The following is a 22,271-nucleotide window of genomic DNA, read 5'->3' as shown; positions in this document are numbered from 1 at the left end:
GGAAAGGAAGGCTATGCGCGGATTCTTTGACAGGACGCCCCGCCCTCGACCGGCCGGTGCCGTCTGGCGCGCCCTCTTTGTGATGAGTATGGTGCTGCTTGCGGCCACAGCCGCCATGCCCGGCACTACCGGCAAGCTGGCCGGCCGCATCACGGATAAGAACAAAGAACCCCTGCCAGGAGCCAACATCGTACTGGCCGGCACGCAACTGGGCACAGTGAGCGATCTGGATGGGTATTACGCCATCCTCAACATCCCCCCCGGCCGCTATCAGGTCCGCTATGCCTTCATCGGTTACAAGACCACCACCATCAACCAGATCCAGATTACGGTGGACCACACCACCACCCAGGATGTCCAGCTGGAGCAGAGTGTGATCGAGGGCGAGACCGTTCAGGTCATCGCCCAGCGGCCGATTGTGGAAACCAATCTGACCAGTTCGGTGGCTACTGTGACCAGCGACGCCATCGCCATCATGCCGGTGCAGGATTTGCAGGAGGTTGTCGATCTCCAGGCCGGCGTCGTTGACGGCCATTTCCGCGGCGGCCGCAGCGGCGAAGTGCAATACCAGATCAACGGGGTCAGCGTCAACAACAGTTATGACAACAGTTCCACGCTGCGCATCGATCGTTCTCTGCTCCAGGAAGTCCAGGTCATCAGCGGTACCTTCGATGCGGAGTACGGCCAAGCGATGAGTGGGGTGGTCAACGTCGTCCTCAAGAGCGGCTCCGACCACTTCGCCGTCAGCGGCGAGGCCTATACCAGCGACTATATCTACACCAGCGGCGACCGGCGCAACGCGCCGGACAAATTCCGCCCCCTCGCAATCCAGAACTACCAGGCCAGTCTAAGCGGACCGGTGCCCTTTTTTCCGAAAACCTATTTCATCTTCAGCGGGCGCCGCTATGCCAACGATGGCTATGTTTTCGGCAAACGTCTCTTTCTGCCCACCGACCGCGCCAATTTTGAGAACAAGATCTACACGCCCACGGGTGATGGCAAGGAATTCCCCCTCGAGACTTCGCGTGAATGGTCGGGTTTGGGAAAGCTGACCAACCGCTCCCTGAAAAACATCACCTTTGAGTATCAGGCGATCACCAACGCTATCGCCGGCAAACGGTTCAACTATGCCATGCGCTTCAATCCCGATGGCCGCGCCGAGCAGAAAACTTTTTCGATTGTCCACGGCCTGGACGTCAATCACACGCTTTCGCCCAGCACCTTTTACAATATCAGCCTGCGCCAGAACTATTTTAATTACTCCGACTACAAGTACGAAGACTTCTATGATGCCCGGTACGATTCGGCCGGTCCCTCCATGGGCGACAGTAACTATGAGGATGGCGCGAGCATCCAGGGCGTCGAGCTCGGGCGCTTCAAGCAGCAGACCAATACCCTGCTGCTCAAGAGTGCGCTGACCAGCCAGGTCAGCCGCAGCCACCAGCTCAAATTCGGCATCGAGCTGCAGAAATCGGAGCTCAAGTTCGGTTCCCCCGGCTACCTGGTCAATACCGGTGGCACGATCCTGGTGCGCCACATCAACGAACCGCCCGATTATCCCGACATCTCGGTCTATCATCCGGTGGCCCTGGTGGCCTATGGCCAGGATCAGATCGAATGGCGCGACCTGGTGGTCCGCGCCGGCGCCCGCCTCGAATATTTTGACGCCCGTTCGACCCTGCCCAGCGATCTCGCCAATCCGGCCAACAGCATCGCCGGCGCCCCGGCTTCGGTGGCCAAAGATACCCGGGCCAAGACCTCGATCTCGCCGCGCCTGGGCGTCTCCTATCCCATCACTACCAGCGCCTCGCTCTTCTTCGCCTACGGTCATTTCTATCAGATGCCGGCCCTCGGGCAGATCTTTTCCAACTCGGATTACACCATCCTCAAGGATCTGCAGGCGGGCGGCATCAGCTACGGCGTGCTCGGCAATCCCGATATCAAGCCGGAACGCACTGTACAATACGAGTTTGGCTACAAACAGGCCATCGGCAGCCTTCTTGGAATCGATGTCAGCATTTTTTACAAGGACATCCGCGATCTGCTCGGCGTCGAGTTCGTCTCGACCTACACCGCAGCCGAATATGCGCGTCTGACCAACATCGATTTCGGCAATGTGCTCGGCTATACCATCGCCCTTGATCAGCGCCGCATCGGCATGATCAGCACCATGATCGACTATACCTGGCAGCGGGCCCAGGGCAACTCCAGCGATCCCCGCGAGACCGCGACCCGTGCCTCGGCCGGTGAGGATCCCCGGCCCCGCCAGGTCCCCCTCAGCTGGGATCAGCGCAACACCCTCAATGCGACGGTCACCGTCGAGTCGCCCGGCCAATTCGCCATCAGCACGATCGTGCGCTACGGCAGCGGTCAGCCCTATACGCCGGCCCTGCGCGCCGGATTTGGCGGCGGTCTGGAAACCAATTCGGGCCGCAAGCCGGCGGGCATACGCGTCGACCTGCGCGCTGAAAAATATCTCCAGTTCGCCGGCCTGCGCGCCAGCCTCTTCGCCCGCGTCATCAACCTCCTCGACACCCGTTTCGTCAACGGCTTCGTCTTTGATGACACCGGCAGCCCCGATTACTCCCTCAATCCCATCGGCCAGCGGGCGACCCTCGCCAACCCCGGCCGCTACTATCCGCCGCGCCGGCTTGAAGTCGGCTTCACTTTTGGCTCGCTGTGAGCTTGGAGAACGACCCTATGCGTTGGAAAATAGTGACAACCGCCGCGATGATCGCCGCGAGCGCCCTGGCCCAGCAACTCAAGCCGGTCGTCCCTCCCGAGCAGCGCGGCAGCATCGATGCCGAGCGCATCGGCTATCACGACGCCGCCAACATCCGCACCATGTTCTACAACTATGGCATGGTCGGCGGCTACCCCGATGACCCGGGCGGCGTCGATCTCAGCGTCTTTCATTCGGTGGAGGTGCCCAAAGGCAGCGGCATGAACTACACCGACGGCACCACCCCCTTTGTCCTCGCCAAGATCAAGGACCGCAAGGGAAGGGACCAGTATATCATGGAGACCGGCTACCGCGAACGCCAGGCCACCAGCCCGACCCGCAACAAGGTGATGCGCTTCGAACCGCGACCCGGCTATTTCCAGGCCGATCCCGCCATCAACAAGGGGCGCTCCCCCGCCATCAGCAGCGATCCCCGCACCTGGCCGAACTTTTGGCCCGACAAGATGGATGACCCCGATGACCCCGGCTGGACCGACGAAAATGAGGATCCGGAGATCAATGACCCCGGTCAGGCCGCCTGGAACGGTTATTTTGGCAAAAAACCCGCAGCCGACCAGGAATCCTATACCGTGATGGATGACGACTTTTATGACGCCTGGGACTATTACCCCGACAGCCGCGATCCCACGCGCCGCGGCCTCGGCCTGCGCATCGAGGTGCGCGGATTTCAATGGGCCAACCCCCAGGCCGGCAACGTCATTTTCTGGCATTATGACATCACCAACGAAGGCACCACCGACTATAATGACAACATCATCTTCGGCATGTACATGGACTCCGGCGTCGGCGGTTCCGCCCTCTCCTGCGACGGCATCTACGAGTCCGATGACGACAATGCCTATTTCGACAAATCCTTCGGCCTCAACCTGGTCTACACCTGGGATAAATTCGGCCACGGCCGCAATCTGCTCAGCAACTGCGGCACCACCGGCTATCTCGGCTATGCTTATCTAGAAACCCCTGGCAACCGTTTCAACGGCATCGATGACGATGACGACGGCATCGTCGATGAAAAACGCGACGGCGGCCCTGGGCAGCTGTTGACCTCCACCGACCAGATCTGGGCATACCTCAAAGCGCACTATAACCTGGACAAGTTCACCAAAGCCATCGGCACCATCTCCAGCCGCCCGGCTTTCCGCGCCGCAACCTGGTGGACCGGCGATGAGGACATGGACTGGGTGGCCGAACTCAACGACACCGGCGCCGATGGTGTCTTCGGCACCAACGACACCGGTGAGGGGGACGGCATCCCCACCCTCGGCGAACCCAACTTCGACCGCACGGACCTCCAGGAATCCGACCAGATCGGCCTCACCGGCTTCAAGATGAACCGCATCGTCGCTGGTCAGGGCAATCCCAACAAGGAAGTCGACAACATCGTCTTCTTCGATGACGGCAAGGAATGGCCACGCCGCCTCTATGAACGCTTCACCCTGCCCGATTTCAAGGCGCGTTTTGACTCCGCGGTCTTTCTCAACTATAACATCGGCTTTCTCTTCGCCTCAGGCCCCTTCATCCTCAAGGCCGGCCAGACTGAGCGCTTCAGCCTCGCCCTCGCCTACGGCGCTGATCTCTACGAATTGCGCTCGACGGTCAAGACCGTGCAGATGATCTACAACGCCAACTATCAATTCGCCGTGCCACCGCCCATGCCCAAGCTCACCGCGGAAACGGGGGACGGTTGGATTCGCCTTTCCTGGGATGACGCCGCCGAACGCGGCATCGATCCGGTCAGCCTCGAGAACGACTTCGAGGGCTACCGCATCTACCGCTCCACCGATCCTGAATTCCGCGATCCCAAACTCATCACCACCGGGCGCGGCACCGGTCCCATGGGCAACGGCGTGCCGATCAAACAGTGGGACGTCATCAACGGCCGCCGCGGCTTCTCGACTCAGGTCGTCGAAGGCGTCGCTTATTACCTTGGCGATGACACCGGGCTGACGCACAGCTGGACCGACACCACGGTGACCAACGGCCAAGAGTACTATTATGCCGTGACTTCATTCGACCACGGCAGCGATTCCCTCGGCTACTATCCCTCAGAAAATGCCATCGCCGTCTCGCGTACCCCGCGTGGCGGCACTATCCTGCCCAAGAATGTCGTCGCCGTCCGGCCCAATCCGCGCATCTTCGGCTTTACCGAGGCGGCCGCCTCAGGCGTGACCCAGATCGCCGGCAGGGGCAAGGGAGATATCCGCATCGATATCGTCAACTCCAACCTGGTACCGGACAACCATTACTTCACCCTCACCTTCCACACGCCGTCGCCGGACTGCGTCCGCGCGGTCACCTATGATCTGATGGACAGCACTACGCGCAAGATCCTCTTCCGCAACGGCTATGACATGGACGGCAAGGGCATCGGCCAGGTGGGCCTGGGCCTGCTGCCGGTCGTCAATACTGCAAAAACCGTGACGGTCGACACCCTTACCAGCGGCTTCACTCCAGAGAGCCGGACCAACCTCCACCTCAAGGCCTCCTACCAGTACCAGCAGCCGATCAACCGGCGCCGGCCCGGCTTCCCATCCGACATCCGCATCACCTTTTACGATACCTTCATGGATACCTCGCTGCTGGCCATCGGTCTGCCGGCCCGGCCGGCCAAGTTTCAGGTGCATGCAGTCGATGAGACCGGCACCGCGATGCGTTTAAAGTTCCGCTTCCGCGATATCGACCGCGACGGCACCCCCAATCAGTCCAGCGAGTTCATCGACGTCGCTACCTTTGTTGCCGAGAAGCCGTCCATACCGCAGATCACCTGGCGCATAGACGTTGATACCACCGGCCAGGCGGCGCGCGGCGCTATCCTCCCGCCCAGGGCGGGGGATCTCTACTGGCTGCGTCTGAATTACCCCCTGGAATCCGGCGACGCCTTCATTTTTTCGACGACCGGACAGAGGAACGATCCGGCCAAAGCGCAGGCGCAGTTCAGGGAGGAACCCTATGTGGTGCCTAATCCCTATGTTGGATCGGCCAGTTTCGAGCCCGAGCGTTTCGCGGTTTCGGGCCGCGGCGAACGGCGCATCGAGTTCCGCGCCTTGCCGAAAAACTGCACGATCCGCATTTTCTCCGTCCGTGGCGAGCTGGTGCAGACTCTGCATCATGACGGCTCGGACAATGGCTATATCGCCTGGGATCTTCGCACCAAAGACAACCTCGACGTTGCGCCTGGTCTCTATATCTTTCATGTCGATGCCGGCACGATGGGCACCAGGATCGGCAAATTCGCCATCATCAAATAAGGAACAGGTGGAGTATGAGAATGGATCATGAACAATGGCGCGCGCTGGTTGGGCTCACCCTCGGTTTCCTGCTGGTTGGCATCGGAGGGAGCAGCCTGCCGCTTTACGGCCAGAGTAAGACCGGCACAACCATCGGCCAATTCCTCCTGATTGAACCCAGCGCCCGTACGACGGGGATGGGCAACGCCGGGGTTGCCGCAACCGAGGAACTCCTTGCCGCCTATTATAATCCCGGCGCCATCGGCAGCTTTAAAGGCTACGGCGTCCAATTCACCCACAGTCTCTGGCTGGCGGATATCACCTATGATTACGCGGCCGCGGTGGTAGCCATGGGGAGTTATGGCAACCTCTACCTGAGCGCCACCGCCCTCAACTCCGGCGAAATTGCGGTCCGGACCGTCGAACAGCCGCTCGGTACCGGCGAGAATTATTCGGTCAACGACTTCGCTTTTGGCCTCGGCTTCGGCCGCCAGTTGACCGACCGCTTCACCGCCGGCTTCCAGGTCAATTTTATGCAGGAGACTATCTGGCACAGCAGTCTCTCCACCTTCACCTTTAACGTGGGGACCGTCTATACGCTTTCGGGCAGCGGCATCCGTATAGGCGCCAGCATCTCCAATTTCGGCTTGCCGGGCAAGTACTCGGGCCGTGATTTGCGCATCGTCTACGACAAGGATCCGGCCAAGTATGGTGATAACAGCAATCTGCCCGGTCTGATGTATGTCGAAGATTATCCGCCGCCGGTTCTCTTCCGCGCGGGCATTGACTGGCCTATCAAGATCAGCCGCCGCAACGAGGTGCATCTGGCGGTCAACGCCTTTCATCCCAATGACAATACCGAGAGCATCAGCCTCGGCGGGGAGTGGCTTTTCATGAAAACCCTCGCCTTGCGCGCCGGTTATCAGAATCTCTGGCTCAAGGATTCGGAGGTCGGACTGACCCTGGGAACGGGAGTGATCTTCGATTTGGGCGGCACCCTGTTCCACGTCGATTACGCTTGGGCGGACCACGGCCGCCTCGAAAACACCCAGCGTTTCACCCTGGGCCTCGACTTTGAATGAGCGGATGGAAGGAGCAGCAGCGGCGATGAAATTCGCGACGCCCTATGGCCACTTCAGCGACGATGGTCTGGAATACATCATTACCCGGCCCGATACCCCCAAGCCCTGGATCAATGTCATTTCCAACAGCGACTATGGCCTGATCGCCTCCCAGGCCGGCGGCGGGTTCAGCTGGCGCACCCACGCCAACTTTAACCGCCTGACCCGCTGGAACCAGGACCTGGTCCGCGATGAGTGGGGTAAATTTCTCTATCTGCGCGACCGCACCTCCGGTGCGCTCTGGTCAGCAGCCTTTCAGCCGGTCAAAAACAAGGCCTGTTCCTATACGATCCGGCATGGCCTTGGCTATTCCGTCTTCTCATCCCGCTTCGATGGGATCACCTGCGACTGGACCCTCTTTGCCGCCGCAGACGATCCGGCCGAAATCTGGATCCTCCGTCTGACCAACGAAAGCGGCGGGGCACGCGAGATCGATCTCATCAGCTATTTCGAATGGAATCTAGGATTCGCCCCGGACAATCACCGCGAATTCCATAAGACCTTCATAGAGACCGAATTCGATCCCAGCGCAGAGATCCTATTCGCCGGCAAACGCCTGTGGGAGATGACGGATGAGAAGGGCCGCCACTGGAATGTCAACTGGCCCTACACCGCCTTTTTCGCTTCCTCGGAACCGGTCGCGGGTTTCGAGGGCGACAAGGAGGCCTTTTTAGGGCGCCTCGGCGACCTGCGCGCCCCCGAAGCCGTGCAGAACGGAAGCTGCCAAAACACGCAGGGGAAATGGGGCGACGCAATCGCCAGCCTGCAGCTGCGGCTGGATCTCGCCCGCCACGAGAGCAAATCCCTGACCTTCGTCCTCGGCGCCGCCGATTCCATGCCGCAAGCTCGCGAACTCATCACCCGCTATCGCGACCCCATTCGGGCGCAGCAGGAACTGGAACGGGTCCAAAAGGGGTGGCGCGAACGCCTCGCCCCCTTTCAGGTCAAGACCCCCGACCCCGCCTTCGACCTGCTCAACAACATATGGCTCAAATATCAGGCGATCTCCTGCCGGCTCTGGGGCCGCGCGGCCTACTATCAGCAGAGCGGGGCTTATGGCTTTCGCGATCAACTCCAAGACAGCCTGCTCTGGCTGCCGCTCGATCCCGGCCGCACGGCCGATCAGATCCGCTTGCACGCCCGCCATCAATTTCAGGATGGCTCGGTCTGGCATTGGTGGCATCCCTATACCGAGCAGGGTCTGCACAGCGCGGTCTCGGACAATCTGCTCTGGCTTCCCTTTGTCGTCGCGGAATACTTGAAGGAGAGCGGGGAGTTCGCCCTGCTACAGGAGCAACAGCCCTTCGTTGATGATCCTGTGCCGCAGCCGCTGTGGGAGCATTGCCGCCGCGCCCTCAAGCGCGGCCTGGCCTGGCGCAGCGACCGCGGGTTGCCCCTGATCGGCGCCCATGACTGGAACGACGGCCTCAACGCCGTCGGCACCGGGATGAAGGGAGAGTCGATCTGGATGGGCCATTTTCTCCACCGGATTCTGTGTGAATGGGCGGAGATCGCCCCGCGCGCCGGCCTTCAGGACGAGCTGGCCTTTTGCAGCCAGGCAGCGGACCAGCTGCGGGCGGCCGTCGAAGCATACGGATGGGACGGGGCGTGGTACTGGCGGGCGACCAAGGATTCGGGCGAAAAAGTGGGCAGCGCCGCTTGCGCGGAAGGCAAGATCTTTCTCAACGCCCAGACCTGGGCGGTGATTGGCGGGACTGCCTCGAGCGAACGCGCCGCGCAGGCGATGCAGGCGGTCGAAGCCCATCTCGACCGCGAGTATGGCCCCATACTCTTTTCCCCGGCCTACACCCGTGTCGATCCCGACATCGGCTATCTGTCGCGCTATGCGCCGGGCCGCCGCGAAAACGGCGGGCTTTACACCCATGCCGGCGCCTGGGCGGTCCTCGCCGAGGCCCTGATGGGACGGGGCGCGCAGGCCTATGCGATGTATTGCCGGATCAATCCCATCCTGCGCGGCATGGACCCCGATCTCTATCAATCCGAGCCCTATGTCACCCCCGGAAACGTCGACGGCCCCGCATCTCCGCATTTCGGCCGCGGCGGCTGGAGCTGGTATACCGGTTCGGCGGCCTGGCTCTTCCGCGCTGCACTGGAGGGCATCCTCGGCTTGCGCGCCATGCACGATGGCCTGATGATCGATCCCTGCATCCCGCCGGCATGGGAAACCTTCACCGTGCGGCGCCGTTTCCGCGGCGCGGACTACCAGATCAACGTGCGGAATCCCCATGCACTGGAGAAGGGCACGCTGGAGATCGAGCTCGACGGCCAGCCCTTCAGGGAGCGTCAGGCGGATGGCCGCTGTCTCCTACCGCCCTTCCCGCCGGGAACGGTGCACCAGGTGGATGTGGTCATGAAATGAGCGAGGAAAAATGAAATCAAGAATTTTACTCTTGTTGCTGGCGCTCCTGTGGGGCCTCCCGGCCAACGGCCAGGTGCAGCCGGAGCGCACGACCTCTGGCGCGGTGGAAGATTCCGTCTTCCTCGATCTGCTTCAGCGTTCGGCCGTCAATTTCTTCTGGGTCGAAGCCAACAGCAGCAACGGTTTGATCAAGGATCGCAGCGCCTCCTGGAGCGCCTGCAGCATTGCTTCCGTAGGCTTCGGTCTCACTGCCATTTGCATCGGCATCGACCGCGGCTGGATCCCCGCCGACAAGGGCCGGCAGCGGGTGCTCACCACTCTGAAGACCCTCTGGAGCAAGCCGCAGGGGCGAGACGCGCGGGGGTATTGCGGCTACAAGGGTTTTTACTACCATTTCCTCAACATGCAAACCGGGCTGCGCGATGGCACCACCGAGCTCTCGGATATAGATTCCGCCTTGCTGCTGGCGGGTATTATTTACAGCCGCGAATATTTCAGCGGCGAGGAGCCGGAGGCGATCGAAATCCGCGCCCTGGCCGATTCGATCTACCACCGCACCGACTGGCAGTGGATGCGCAATTACCAGCCTGGGCTAACCACCCAGTGGTCGCCGGAGAGCGGCTTCGGCAGCGGCTGGTGGAGCGGCTATAACGAAATGATGATCATGTATATTCTGGGTCTGGGCTCGCCCACCCATCCCCTGCCGGTTTCCGTCTGGAAGGCTTGGTGCGGGGGCTACAACTGGTCGACCCAGTATGGCCAGACCTATATCATTTTCCCGCCTCTTTTCGGCCACCAATACTCTCATTGCTGGATCGATTTCCGCGGAATCCAGGATGACTATATGCGCAACAAGGGGATTGACTATTTCGAGAACTCCCGCCGCGCCACCCTGGCCCAGCAGGCTTACTGCATCGCTAATCCCAAGGGCTGGAAAGGGTACAGCGCTCAGGTCTGGGGCTTGACGGCCAGCGACGGGCCGGACGGCTATGCGGCGCATGGCGCGCCGCCGCCCCAGGAGGATGATGGTACCATCGCCCCGACAGCTGCAGGCGGCTCCCTCCCCTTCGCGCCGGAGATCTGTTTGCCGACGCTGCACTACTTTTACGATGCCTTTCGCCAGAACCTTTGGGGTGCCTACGGATTCCGTGACGCCTTCAACCTCACCAGAAACTGGTGGGACACCGACGTGATCGGCATCGATCAGGGTCCGATCGCCCTGATGATCGAAAACTATCGCAGCGGCCGGGTCTGGAAGACCTTCATGAAAAACGCCGATATCCGCCGCGGCCTGGAACGGGCGGGTTTCCGGCCCACCGGCACCGGCGTGGACGCCCATCCATCCACACTGCCGCAGCACCTCGAACTGGAGCAGAATTATCCCAATCCCTTCAACAATGCAACGATGATGACCTATACGTTGCCCCGGACGGGCCGGGTTTCTCTGATGCTCTATGACGTGCAGGGCCGGATGGTGCACCGGCTCGTCGACAGCACCGAGGCCGCCGGGGTGCACCATATCATCCTCACCGCCGACCGTCTGGCCAGCGGCATCTATTTTTACCGTCTGGTCTTTGACGGAAGCGCGATAACGCGCAAGCTGCAGATCATCAAATAGGTCGAAGCCGGCCGGGAGAGACGCTCAGCGCCTGAATAAAAAAAGACGGAAGCTGTGTGCTTCCGTCTTTCTTTTTTATGCCGCTGCCGGCGGATGGATCCGCCTTGCCGGCCACGGTTACATGGCTGCGGACGGAGGCGCGGGCTCGTCCGGTCTGCCGGCGTTGCGGACCGGCACCATAATCAGGATCAGCGAAATCAGCAGCAGCACCACCAGGCCGATCGAAATCGGCGCCTTGTCAAAGATCCGCCACAGGTTGACCTGGGCGATCTTGAAGGGTGCGAACGCCAGACCGGTGAGCGCCTCGCCGGCGATAAATCCGGCCGCGAGCAGGATACCGACATTCTCGACCCGGGCCTTCTGTGCCGCATTGAACTTACGCCGTTCCGAGACCATATCGACGATTCCCTTGACCACGCCGCCGACGAAGATGGCGAAGGTGGTCTCGAGGGGCAGATACATGCCAACCGCGACCAGCATCGGGCTGCGCACCTGCATCAGGATGAAGGCCAAGCCCATCAGCATACCGCAGACGATCAGCGGCCAGGACATCTGCCCGCCGACGATCCCCTTGGCGAGCATGGCCATCAGACCGGCCTGGGGCGCGGAGAGTTTCGGGCTGCCGAAGCCGCCATCATACCCTTCCTTGATGCCCTGAGCGATATCGGCCTGGTTGAGGAAATGCAATACGCCGAACATCACCAGACCGGCCACGGCAACACCGATGAGATTGCCAATTTGCATCTTCCAGGGTGTACCGCCGAGGATATGCCCGGCCTTGAGGTCCTGGAGCATTTCTCCGGCAACCGCAGCCCCGACGCAGACAATGGCTGCGACACCCAGAACAGCAGCCACGCCGGCATTGCTCTTGCCAACGCCGATCGCCACCAGAATCAGGGCGGTCACCACCAGGGCGGTCAGGGTCAGACCGCTGATGGGATTGTTGCTCGACCCCATGATGCCAACCAGGTAACCCGAGATGGCGGCGAAAAAGAAAGCCAGGACGATCAAGACCGTGGCCGCCACCAAGGCGACCAGGAGACTGGTGCCGAAGATGAACTTGGTGACCAGAAAGGTGACCACGGCAGCGCCGAGGATCCCGATGACGATCCAGGAGAACTTGAGATCCTTCTCGGTACGCACATACTCGACCGCGCTCCCCGAGGCAGCTTTCTTGACGTCGCTGATCGAACGACTGATGCCGGCCCCCAGGCTCTTGCGCATTTTAAAAAGGGTGAAGCAGGCGGCCATCAGCATGCCGCCGATGGCGATCGGCTTGACAATATATCGCCACACAGCATACATCTGAAAAACCGGATCGCTCACCTTGGCCGTCGCGGCCGGGCCCGTCAGCGTGGAATCGAGGCCCATCAGATAGGTCGCCCAGCTCGTGATGAATTCAGGCGTGAAGGAAGGGGTGAGGAAATAGAGGATGATCGGCGTCAGCAGACCCCACGCGATGAGGCCGCCGGAAAAGTTCAGGGCGCCGAGCTTGGGCCCAATGATATAACCAACCCCCATGTAGGCAGGACTGATGCCAGGCGAACTGAGCAAGAGTCCCCCTTCGCCGGGGATCGCCGTGCCGGTGATGGTCTTGCGCGCGAAGGCGACAAAATGCTCCCAGGTCTCGGCGAACAGCTTGAATTCGGCCAGCATCTTGACCAGCGCTCCACCCAGCATGGCGCTGAAGAGGAATTTGGAGCCGGTTCCCGAAGCACTGCCGGCCTTGTGGATTTCCGCCGCGGCGACCGATTCCGGATAGGGCAGGCTTTCGTCCTCGACCATTACCCGGCGCAGTAACGCGACGAACATGATGCCCAGGATGCCGCCGATAATGAGGATAACCGTCGCAGTCAGATAGTTGGCGGTGGAGAAGAAGGGACGCCAAAGACCGGCAATATAAAAAGCGGGCAGCGTGAAGATGGCGCCAGCAGCCACCGATTCACCAATCGAGCCGACCGTTCTGGCAAAGTTCTGCTCGAGCATCGTACCCCGTTGGCGGAAAAGACGCAGCACGGCCATCCCGATCACAGCGGCGGGATAGGTCGCGGCGATGGTCATGCCCGCCTTCAAACCGAGATAGGCGTTGGCCGCTCCCAGGACGACGCACATGATGAGACCGATGATCAGCGAGCGGAGGGTGAATTCCGACATCTTGGCTTCAGGCGGGACGAATGGCTTGAATTTCTTCGGATCGGACATGAGAGTCTCCTCTGCTGGTGAAAGGCGTGCGGGGGAAATAAAACAGGGCTTTCATTTCCCGTGAAAAATGAGTGATAGTGGGCCTGATATGTATTATATTCAGCTAAAGTAGCATATCAGGAGGAAATAGTCAATCAAAAAAAGCACCCTGATGCGCTGGAGCGGCTGGCCGCCGTCCATCAAATCCTTCTTTTCTTCTTTGAGGTCTGGCATGCGAAACGTCATCCTGTTCATTCTCGCAATTCTGGGTGCGGCGGCTGCCGCGCAAGAGACCACAGCGCGGGCCGGCGCGCAGGATCCCTTCCTCACCGAATTGCAGCGGCGGATCATCCGCTATTTCCTTGACACCACGCCGCGCGAGAGCGGGCTGGCTCCCGACCGCTATCCCTCCAAAAGCCCCTGCAGCATCGCGGCCACCGGATATGCCCTCACCACCTTCCCCATCGCCGTCGAACACGGCATGCTGACCCGCAGCGAGGCAGCGCAGCGAACCCTGAACGCCCTGCGCTTTTTCCGCCAGCTCGCCCGGCATCCCCGCGCCGAAACCACCACCTGTTACAAGGGATTCTATTACCATTTCCTCCGAATTCCGAGCGGCGAACGCGAATGGCAGTGCGAACTCTCCAACATGGACACCGCACTGTTGATCATGGGAGCCCTCTTCTGTCAGGGCTATTTTGATCGCGACTCCCCAGGCGAACACGAAATCCGCGCCCTGGCCGATTCGCTCTACTTCGCTGCAGACTGGAGCTGGTTCATGAACGGCCGCCAGACCATGCCGATGGGCTGGCACCCGGAAACGGGTTTCAATTCCACCACCTGGACCGGCTACATGGAAGCGATGATGCTCTATATCCTCGGCCTCGGTTCTCCCACGCACCCCCTGCCGGATGGTGTCTGGGAGGCCTGGTGTTCCACCTACCTCTGGGCCGATTTCTACGGCCAGGCATTCATCAGTTTTGGCCCCCTCTTCGGGCACCAGTTTTCGCATATCTGGATCGATTTTCGCTCCATCCAGGATGCCTATATGCGCAGCCGGGGCATCGACTATTTCGAGAACTCGCGGCGTGCGACGCTCTCGCAGCGAAGTTATGCCATCGCCAATCCCGGCAACTTCCGCGATTACGGCGCCAACATATGGGGATTCACCGCCTGCGACGGCCCGGCCGACCGGGAGCTGCTGATTGATGGCGTCCGGCGCAAATTTTTCACCTACGCCGCCCGCGGCGTCTCCTTCGACTGGATCAACGACGACGGCACGATCGCCCCTTACGCCGCCGGCGCCTCCATGCCCTTTGCCCCCGAGGTCGCCCTCCCCGCCCTCAAGGAGATGCGGCGTCGGTACGGCGCCCGACTGTGGAGCCGATACGGTTTTCTCGATGCCTTCAATCCCACCTACCGCGAAGGCGCCAGGAATGCCTCCGGCTGGTTCAATCCCGACTACCTCGGGATCGACCAGGGTCCCATGTTGGCGATGATCGAGAATTACCGCACCGGATTGATCTGGAAGATTCTCTCCCGCAATCCCCATATCCGCTGCGGCCTGCGCCGCGCCGGCTTCGCCGGCGGCTGGCTCGATTCGGCACCCCTCGACGATTTAGCAAAACCGCAGGAGTGGAAGGTCATCACCTCGGATGGCACCAGGCTGCAGGTCAGCCCGGCCGCCGGTACCTCCGGCCAGGCACTTCGCCTCGATTTCGAGTTCGTCGCCGGCGCGGGATACTGCGGAATCCAGAAAAAGATCCCCGCGACGCTGCCGGACAATTTCCGGTTCACCTTCCGGATCCGCGGGACCGGCTCCGCCAATAACCTCGAGTTCAAACTCGTCGACCAAAGCGGCGACAATGTTTGGTGGAACATCAAACGGAATGTTCCCTGGCCGCAGGAATGGACTCCGGTAACCATTAAAAAAAGCCAGATCAGCTTCGCCTGGGGTCCGGCCGCGGACCAGACCCTGCGCGTCATGGATAAAATCGAATTCATGATCTCCTCCTCCAGCGGCGGCAAGGGGAGCATCTGGATCGATGCGCTCTATCTCGAAGCCTTGCCCCCGGATAAACCGCCAACCCCGGAGGAGATCGCCACGGCTGCCCGCAATCGCGATATCGGCTTCTTCGAAACCCCCGAAGCCTTCTACAGCGCCGCCGCCCGGCAGGCACGCCCCGGGCTCTACCCCCGCTACTTCCTCGGCGAACAAACCTTCTGGACAGTCGTTGGGGTCAACAACGCCCACCAGGAAGCCCTCATCAACACAGATGGCATGGTGGAGGTCGACAAAAGCCATTTTTCGCTCGAGCCCTTCCTCGTGGTAGAGGATTCGCTCTATACCTGGCATGAAGCAGCAAGCCGCGCTACGTTGGAGGAGGGCTATCTACCCATGCCCGAAGTGACCTGGATGAACCTCCCGGTGCGGCTCTCCGTCCGGGCCTTCGCCGATGGCCCAGAGCGCGACTCCCTCTTCTCCAGCGGCCAGGACCGCCTCTACCTGACCTACCGCGTTGCCAATCGTGCGCCATCCCCCCACAGGGTGGCCCTCTATCTCGCCCTGCGGCCTTTCCAGGTTAATCCGCCCTGGCAGTTCCTCAACTGGCCCGGCGGGACCGCCTCGGTCAAACGCATCGAATTTGCCGACGGGCACGCCCTGGTGAATCGTGAAAAAAGCCTCTTTTTCATCACCCGGCCCCTAGCCTTCGGCGCGGCTGCCTTCGCCGCCGGCGATATCACCGGATTCATCTGCAACGGCCGCCTGCCCGATTCCACTGCAGTCGACGACACCCGGGGGCTGGCTTCGGCGGCAGCCCGCTACGCCTGGGAGCTCCAGCCCGGAGAGGAACGGCAGGTTGAGGTGGTCGTCCCCTTCGCGGCCACCTCCCTTCCTTTCGAGGCGCTGCCTGACACGATGACGACCGAGTCCCTGCAGGCGGTCCGCACGGCCACAGCCGCCTTCTGGCGCGGAAAGGTCCACAGCGTGGGGATCACCCTGCCACCCGCAGCCCGGGAGCTGATGGAAACCGTCTATGCCAACCTCGCCTACATCCTCATCAACCGCGACGGCCCCGGCATCCAGCCGGGATCGCGCTCCTACGAGCGATCGTGGATCCGCGACGGCGCACTCACCTCCGCAGCCCTGCTCCGTTTCAATATCCGTCAGGAGGTCAGGGATTACCTGGATTGGTATTCCGGCTATCTCTATCCCAATGGCAAGGTGCCCTGCGTGGTGGACCGCCGCGGCTCCGATCCCGTCCCCGAAAATGACAGCAACGGCGAGTATCTCTTCGCCATGCACCAATACTACCTCTTTAGCGGCGACAGCGCTTTTCTGCGCACCCATTACCCCCGCATCCGCGCCGCGGCCGCCTGGCTCGACACCCTCACCGCGAGGCGCCGGACCCCACCCTACCAACCGGCGGGCGACGATTCGAGTGATGCCTTTTACGGCCTCGTCCCCGAATCGATCTCCCATGAAGGCTATTCCGCCAAGCCGATGCACTCTTATTGGGACAATTTCTTAGCCTTGCGCGGCTACACCGATGCCCTTGAGATCGCCGCGCTGCTGGGTGAAAAAGAGGACGCAGCCTGGCTGCGCCGCTCGCGCGACCGCTTCCGCGAGAATCTCCTGGCATCGCTGGCACGGGCGATCCGTTACAAAAAGATCGACTATCTGCCCGGGTGCGTTGAGTTGGGCGATTTCGATGCGACCTCTACGGCGATCGCCCTTTACCCTTGCAACCTCGGCGGCCTTTTGCCCAAGTCGCCGTTGCAGAATACCTTCGATCGCTATTTCAGCTTTTTCACCAGCCGCCGCGATGGCCTGCTGTTATGGCGCGATTACACCCCCTATGAGGTGCGGCTGATTGGCGCCTTTGTCCGGCTCGGCCAGCCCGACCGCGCCCGGGCACTCCTCGACTTTTTTCTGCAGGACCGGCGGCCGCCCGGCTGGCGCCATTGGGCGGAGATCGTCTTCCCCGACCCTAAAACCCCGCGATTCATCGGCGACATGCCCCATACCTGGGTTGGATCTGATTTCATCAACTCGGTGCGGACCATGTTCCTCTATGAGGACGAGGACCGCAACTGCCTGATCATCGGCGCTGGTCTGAGTCGGGAATGGATAGCGGGGGAAGGCGGCGTGCGCGTCGAGAATATGCCCAGCTATTATGGACCGGTGCGGTACGAGTACCGGAAACAGGGCAAAGGCTATCACATTGTGGTGGGGGGAGGAATCCGGGTTCCTGAAGGGGGTATCGAGGTCGCGCATCCGCTCGGCCAAAAGCCGGCCCGTGTCCTGATCGACGGCCGCCAAGCCCGCTTCTTCGATGAGCGGATGGTCCGCTTCTTCAAGGTCCCGGCTGTTATCGAAATAGTAGCAGCCGATCAGAAAGTGGAATAAAAGAGGGCCGTGAACAGGAGATCCGCGAGGATGATGAGGAAGATCGAGCTGACCACCGAAGCCGTGGTCGCCTTGCCGACCCCCTCCGCTCCGCCGGACACATTAAAGCCCTGATAGGCCCCGATCAGAACGATAATCAGGCCGAAGATCAGGCTCTTGAAGAGGCCGGTGAGGAAATCGGCGAGCACTACGGCACGGATGGTCTCGTTATAGTACGCGATGAAAGGGATGTCGAGGGTGGTGACCGCCAGCACCAGGCCGCCGAAGATGCCGAGCAGATCGGCGATGACCGTCAGACAGGGCAGTGTGATCATCAGGGCGAGGGTGCGGGGGACGACGAGGAATCCGACTGGATTCAGGGCCATGACGGCGAGGGCATCGAGTTCCTCGGCGACTTTCATGCTGCCAATCTCGGCGGTGATCGCCGAGCCGCAGCGGCCGGCCACGAGGATGGCGGTGATCAGGGGCCCCAGCTCGCGGGTAATCGAGACCCCGACCAGATCCGCCACATAAATGGCAGCGCCGAACTGTTCGAGCTGGTGGGCCGATTGCATGGCGATGATCAATCCGACAAAGAAAGCGATCGTGCCGACGATGGGCAGGGAATCAACCCCCATACGCACCATCTGGGTCATTGCGGAACCCCAACGGATGCGGCGGCCACGGAAGGCGGCGGTGAAGAAGAAGCCGAAGGTAGACGCGGTGAAGCGCCCGAAACGCGCCAGGTGGACGAAGAAGTGGGCCAGCCGCTGGCCCGGGAACCCGGTGGACTTCACGAGGTGATCCATTTCATTGCAGTGGGGGGATCGGGATAGATGGTGAAGACGGTGTCGAGGCGGGTGAGCTCAAAGACCTCCTTGACCGCATCCCTCAGCCCGGTTACCGCCATCCTCCCGTTATTGCGGTTGAGATGCTGCAGCCCTTCGATCAGGGTGGCCAGCCCCGAGCTGTCCATATAGCTGACCCGGTCCAGATTAACTACCAGCCGGACGTCACGCGCCGACACCAGTTTGAGGATTTCCTTGCGCAGTTGGGGGGAAGAGTAGAGGTCGACATCGCCGCAAATGTTCATGACCGCGACATTCCCCATCTGCTCGGTATCCAGATGCAGACTCATGATGCCCGCTCCTCCCTGGGAAGAAATTTCGCCATAATCAGGCGATTGCCGATTCTGGACAGATTCTCGTAATGCACCTCATCCATGACCGTGCGGATGATGTGTACGCCCAACCCGCCCGGCCGCAGCTCGTCAAGAGGCCGCGGCTTGATGCTCTTGATATCCGCCGGTTCGCCGAGATCGATGATGACGATCTCGAGCTTGATCGGGGTGATGCGGCAGGTGACATAGATCGGCTGGCCGCCGATGTTATGATAGGCATGGCGGATGACATTGGAGCAGGCCTCATCGACCGCCAGGATGATTTTGGCCCCCTCTTTGCGCGTGAATCCGGCCAGAACCGCAATTTCATCGATCGCAGCCCGCAGAATCCGTAGGAATACCGGGTCGCTGGTGATTGTGATCCGGACACACCGCCCCGGCAGCCAGCGCGGTCCCAGCTGCTTGAGAGTGAAGTATAATCGGGCGACTCTTCGTTTGATTCCCATGCGCGCTTCCATGGTACGGAACAGTTCTGTTAACTTCGCGTGGCCCACCCCGTTCACCGCCCATCACCGCAAGCCCGCCGCCCGGTACCCCGTCGCCTGGGCGGAGCGCTTTAATGCGCCTCCAGCCAGTTGTTGCCGACCCCGGTTTCGACTTTGACCGGCACCTCCAGTTTAATGGCGCCCTCCATCTCGGCGCGTACGAGCGCGCGCACCGCCTCGATTTCGTCGCGCGGTACCTCGAAAACCAGCTCGTCATGGACCTGCATGATCATCCGGGCGGCGCATTTCTCCTGCTCGAGACGGTTCTGAATACGAATCATCGCCACCTTGATCAGGTCCGCGGCGCTGCCCTGAATGGGGGTATTGATCGCGGTGCGTTCGGCGAACTCGCGGATGCGACGGTTGTCGCTGGCGATATCGGGCACCATCCGCCGCCGCCCAAGCAGGGTGGTGACATAGCCGTTCTGCCGCGCCTCTCGCACCGTGCGTAGCATGTATTCCTGCACCCCCGGATAGCTTGCGAAATAGGCGAGGATAAACTGCTCCGCTTCGTCGTTGGCCAGTCCGAGCCGCTGCGCCAGACCATAGGCCCCCATGCCATACATGATGCCGAAGTTGACCTCTTTGGCGCGGCGGCGTTGCTCCGGCGTGACCTCGTCCTGGGCCACCTTGAAAACCAGCGAAGCGGTGCGAGCATGGACATCCTCATCAGCCAGGAAAGAGTCGCGCAAGGTCTTGTCGCCCGAAAGATGGGCCATGATACGCAGTTCGATTTGGGAATAATCGGCATCGAGGATGAGATGTTCCCGGTCTCCGGGGATGAAGGCGCGGCGGATCCGCCGGCCTACCTCGGTGCGGATCGGGATATTCTGAAGATTGGGCTCGGTCGATGAGAGACGGCCCGTGGCGGCCACCGTCTGGTTGTAGGAGGTGTGGACCCGCCCCGTGGCGGGATTGATCAGCCGCGGCAGGGCATCGACATAGGTCGATTTGAGCTTGGCCAGCTGACGGTAATCGAGGATGCGCTGCGGCAAGGGATGCTTGCCGGCGAGTTCCTCGAGCACCCCGACATCGGTCGAAAAGCCGGTTTTGGTCTTGCGCGCCGATGGGAGTTTGAGTTCATTGAAAAGAATCTCACCCAACTGCTTCGGCGAGTTGATGTTGAAGGCGTGCCCTGCCAGTTCGTAGATCGAGTTTTCGATCACCCCCAGCTCCTGTTCGAGCTCTTTCGACATGGCTGCCAGATGCTGCTCGTCGAGTGCGACGCCGTTGCGCTCCATTACCACGAGGACATGGATCAGCGGCACCTCCACATCGTCGAAGAGCGGCCTCAGCCCGAGGGCCTCTATCTTGGGCATCATCACCTGTTCCAGCCGCCAGGTATAATCGGCATCCTCGCAGGCGTACTCTGCCACTTGCTCGATCGGCACCTGGTCCATGGTGCGCTGGTTCTTGCCGGTGCCCAAAAGCTGGGTGGTCGGGATCTTTTTCAGGCCAAGATGCTCGAGACTGGCCGAATCGAGATTATGCTGAAATCCAGATGGATTGATCAAATAGTCGGCCACCATGGTATCGCAGGCCAGTCCGGCCACCTCGATGCCGTTGCGGGCGAGGACGATGAGATCGTATTTGGCGTTGTGCCCGCTTTTGCGAAGATCCGGATTGGTCAAGACAGGGCGCAAAATGGCCAAAACCTCCTGCAGCGCCAGGGGGCGATGCGCGGCGGCCAGATCCTCCGGCCCCTTGACCGGAACATACCAGGCCTCCCCCTCAGCGCAGGAGAAAGAGAGCCCCACCAGATCGGCACGCATCGGATCGATGGAGGTCGTTTCGGTATCGAAGGCAAAGGCGCCGCTCTGCTGCAATCTCTCCGCGAGCGCTTCCATGCCGGCCCGGTCCATCACCAGATGATAATGATGATCAGCAGCGGCACGGCTGCTGAACTTGTCGGCCAGGGAGGGCAGATCCATCTTGCGGAAGAAGGCCGCTGCTTTCTCCGCGGGAACCGGCCGCGCCGCCAGAGATTCGACCGTGATATCCAGGGGTACGTCGCAGTGGATGGTGGCGAGCGTTTGCGATAGCCGTGCCAGATCGGCATGTTCCTGCAATAGCACGCGATGCTTTTTGGCCTCGATCTGCTCGGCCTGGTTGAGGAGCGCCCCGAGCGAGCCGTATTGCTTGAGCAAGGCCAGGGCGCCGACCGGACCGATGCCTGGCACCCCGGGGATATTGTCGGAGGCATCGCCGCAGAGCGCGAGATAATCGATGATCTGGCTCGGCGGAACGCCCATTTTTTCGGTGACAGCCGCGGAATCGAGCCACTCGATTTTTTCCCCGGCCCGGTGGGGATAATAGACCAGAGTATGGTCGTCGACCAGCTGCATGAGATCCTTGTCGCCCGTCACCAGCACCGTTTCCAGTCCCTGCGTCGCGGCTCGCCGCGCCAGGGTGCCCATAATGTCATCAGCCTCAAATCCTGGTTTGCGGATGAGCGGGATATCAAGTGCCTCGAGGAGCTCCTCGAGACGGGGAAGCTGGTCGGCCATGTCCTCGGGCATGTGCTGGCGCTGTGCCTTGTATTCGGCATACATCTCGTGGCGGAAGGTGGGCTCAGGCGAATCAAAGACCACCGCGACGAGGTCCGGTTTCTCCTGCTCAAGCAAATTCAGCAGAACCCGAGCGAATCCGAAAATGACGCTGACATGCTCACCGCGGGAGTTGACGAGGGGAGTGCGGGCGAAAGCGAAGTAGGTGCGGTACGCCAGTGCGGCGCCGTCAATAAGAAAAAGCCGTTTACGGCCGGCGGAATTCGGCATGGTTAATCCCGGTTTAGAAAGAGAACGCGAAAATGGGCAGCAGCGGCCCAGGCAGCGAAACCTTTGCTTCGTGGCGCCGTTTTAGTCCTATCGGAATGTAAATAAATTGCACTTAACCTGCAATGTAAAAATTGCTGCCCGTTTCCTCATGACCTGTCAAGATACGGGT

The 22,271-nt window shown here is 61.0% G+C and carries 11 protein-coding genes; 6 read left to right on the top strand and 5 right to left on the bottom strand.

From position 1 onward, the window contains the following. Window positions 1-13 precede the first annotated feature (13 nt). From PLH32_04635 to PLH32_04615, 5 genes are read left to right on the top strand one after another with little or no spacing between them, the layout of a single operon-like run. Complete coding sequence (locus tag PLH32_04635) at window positions 14-2,683, top strand: TonB-dependent receptor (protein HQJ63880.1); 2,670 nt, start codon at window positions 14-16, stop codon at window positions 2,681-2,683. A 17-nt stretch (window positions 2,684-2,700) separates the two neighbouring features. After that, window positions 2,701-5,991, top strand: a complete 3,291-nt coding sequence (locus PLH32_04630) for a hypothetical protein (GenBank protein HQJ63879.1) — start codon at window positions 2,701-2,703, stop codon at window positions 5,989-5,991. Window positions 5,992-6,011: 20 nt separating this feature from the next. After that, the gene (locus PLH32_04625; protein ID HQJ63878.1) at window positions 6,012-7,052 is read left to right on the top strand and encodes a PorV/PorQ family protein; all 1,041 of its coding nucleotides are present in this window, start codon (window positions 6,012-6,014) and stop codon (window positions 7,050-7,052) included. A 25-nt stretch (window positions 7,053-7,077) separates the two neighbouring features. Further along, the gene (locus PLH32_04620; protein HQJ63877.1) at window positions 7,078-9,471 is read left to right on the top strand and encodes a glycosyl transferase family 36; all 2,394 of its coding nucleotides are present in this window, start codon (window positions 7,078-7,080) and stop codon (window positions 9,469-9,471) included. Between the two features lie 10 nt (window positions 9,472-9,481). Next, the gene (locus tag PLH32_04615) at window positions 9,482-11,089 is read left to right on the top strand and encodes a glucoamylase family protein (GenBank protein ID HQJ63876.1); all 1,608 of its coding nucleotides are present in this window, start codon (window positions 9,482-9,484) and stop codon (window positions 11,087-11,089) included. 117 nt (window positions 11,090-11,206) lie between these two features. On the opposite strand, the gene PLH32_04610 is transcribed toward PLH32_04615, so the two are convergent. Further along, window positions 11,207-13,291 carry an oligopeptide transporter, OPT family gene (locus PLH32_04610; GenBank protein HQJ63875.1) on the bottom strand — a complete coding sequence of 695 codons (2,085 nt, stop codon included), beginning with the start codon at window positions 13,289-13,291 and terminating at the stop codon, window positions 11,207-11,209. A gap of 211 nt (window positions 13,292-13,502) precedes the next feature. On the opposite strand from PLH32_04610, the gene PLH32_04605 reads away from it, so the two are divergent. Further along, the gene (locus PLH32_04605; GenBank protein ID HQJ63874.1) at window positions 13,503-17,681 is read left to right on the top strand and encodes a glucoamylase family protein; all 4,179 of its coding nucleotides are present in this window, start codon (window positions 13,503-13,505) and stop codon (window positions 17,679-17,681) included. On the opposite strand, the gene PLH32_04600 is transcribed toward PLH32_04605, so the two are convergent. The 4 genes from PLH32_04600 to polA form a co-directional block, all read right to left on the bottom strand. Continuing rightward, window positions 17,666-18,457, bottom strand: a complete 792-nt coding sequence (locus PLH32_04600; protein ID HQJ63873.1) for an ABC transporter permease — start codon at window positions 18,455-18,457, stop codon at window positions 17,666-17,668. The genes PLH32_04605 and PLH32_04600 overlap by 16 nt on opposite strands. Further along, the gene (locus PLH32_04595) at window positions 18,454-18,798 is read right to left on the bottom strand and encodes an STAS domain-containing protein (GenBank protein HQJ63872.1); all 345 of its coding nucleotides are present in this window, start codon (window positions 18,796-18,798) and stop codon (window positions 18,454-18,456) included. Before PLH32_04595 ends, PLH32_04600 begins: the two co-directional genes overlap by 4 nt. Then, window positions 18,795-19,286: an ATP-binding protein gene (locus PLH32_04590; GenBank protein ID HQJ63871.1), complete on the bottom strand. Its 492-nt coding sequence runs from the start codon at window positions 19,284-19,286 to the stop codon at window positions 18,795-18,797. The genes PLH32_04595 and PLH32_04590 overlap by 4 nt, the downstream gene beginning before the upstream one ends. Window positions 19,287-19,396: 110 nt before the next feature. After that, window positions 19,397-22,102, bottom strand: a complete 2,706-nt coding sequence (gene polA / locus PLH32_04585; protein ID HQJ63870.1) for a DNA polymerase I — start codon at window positions 22,100-22,102, stop codon at window positions 19,397-19,399. Between the last annotated feature and the right edge of the window lie 169 nt (window positions 22,103-22,271).

This window comes from bacterium (assembly GCA_035419245.1).
Lineage (GTDB): Bacteria > Zhuqueibacterota > Zhuqueibacteria > Residuimicrobiales > Residuimicrobiaceae > JAKPUX01.
This window is presented reverse-complemented; position numbering and strand designations above follow the sequence as displayed.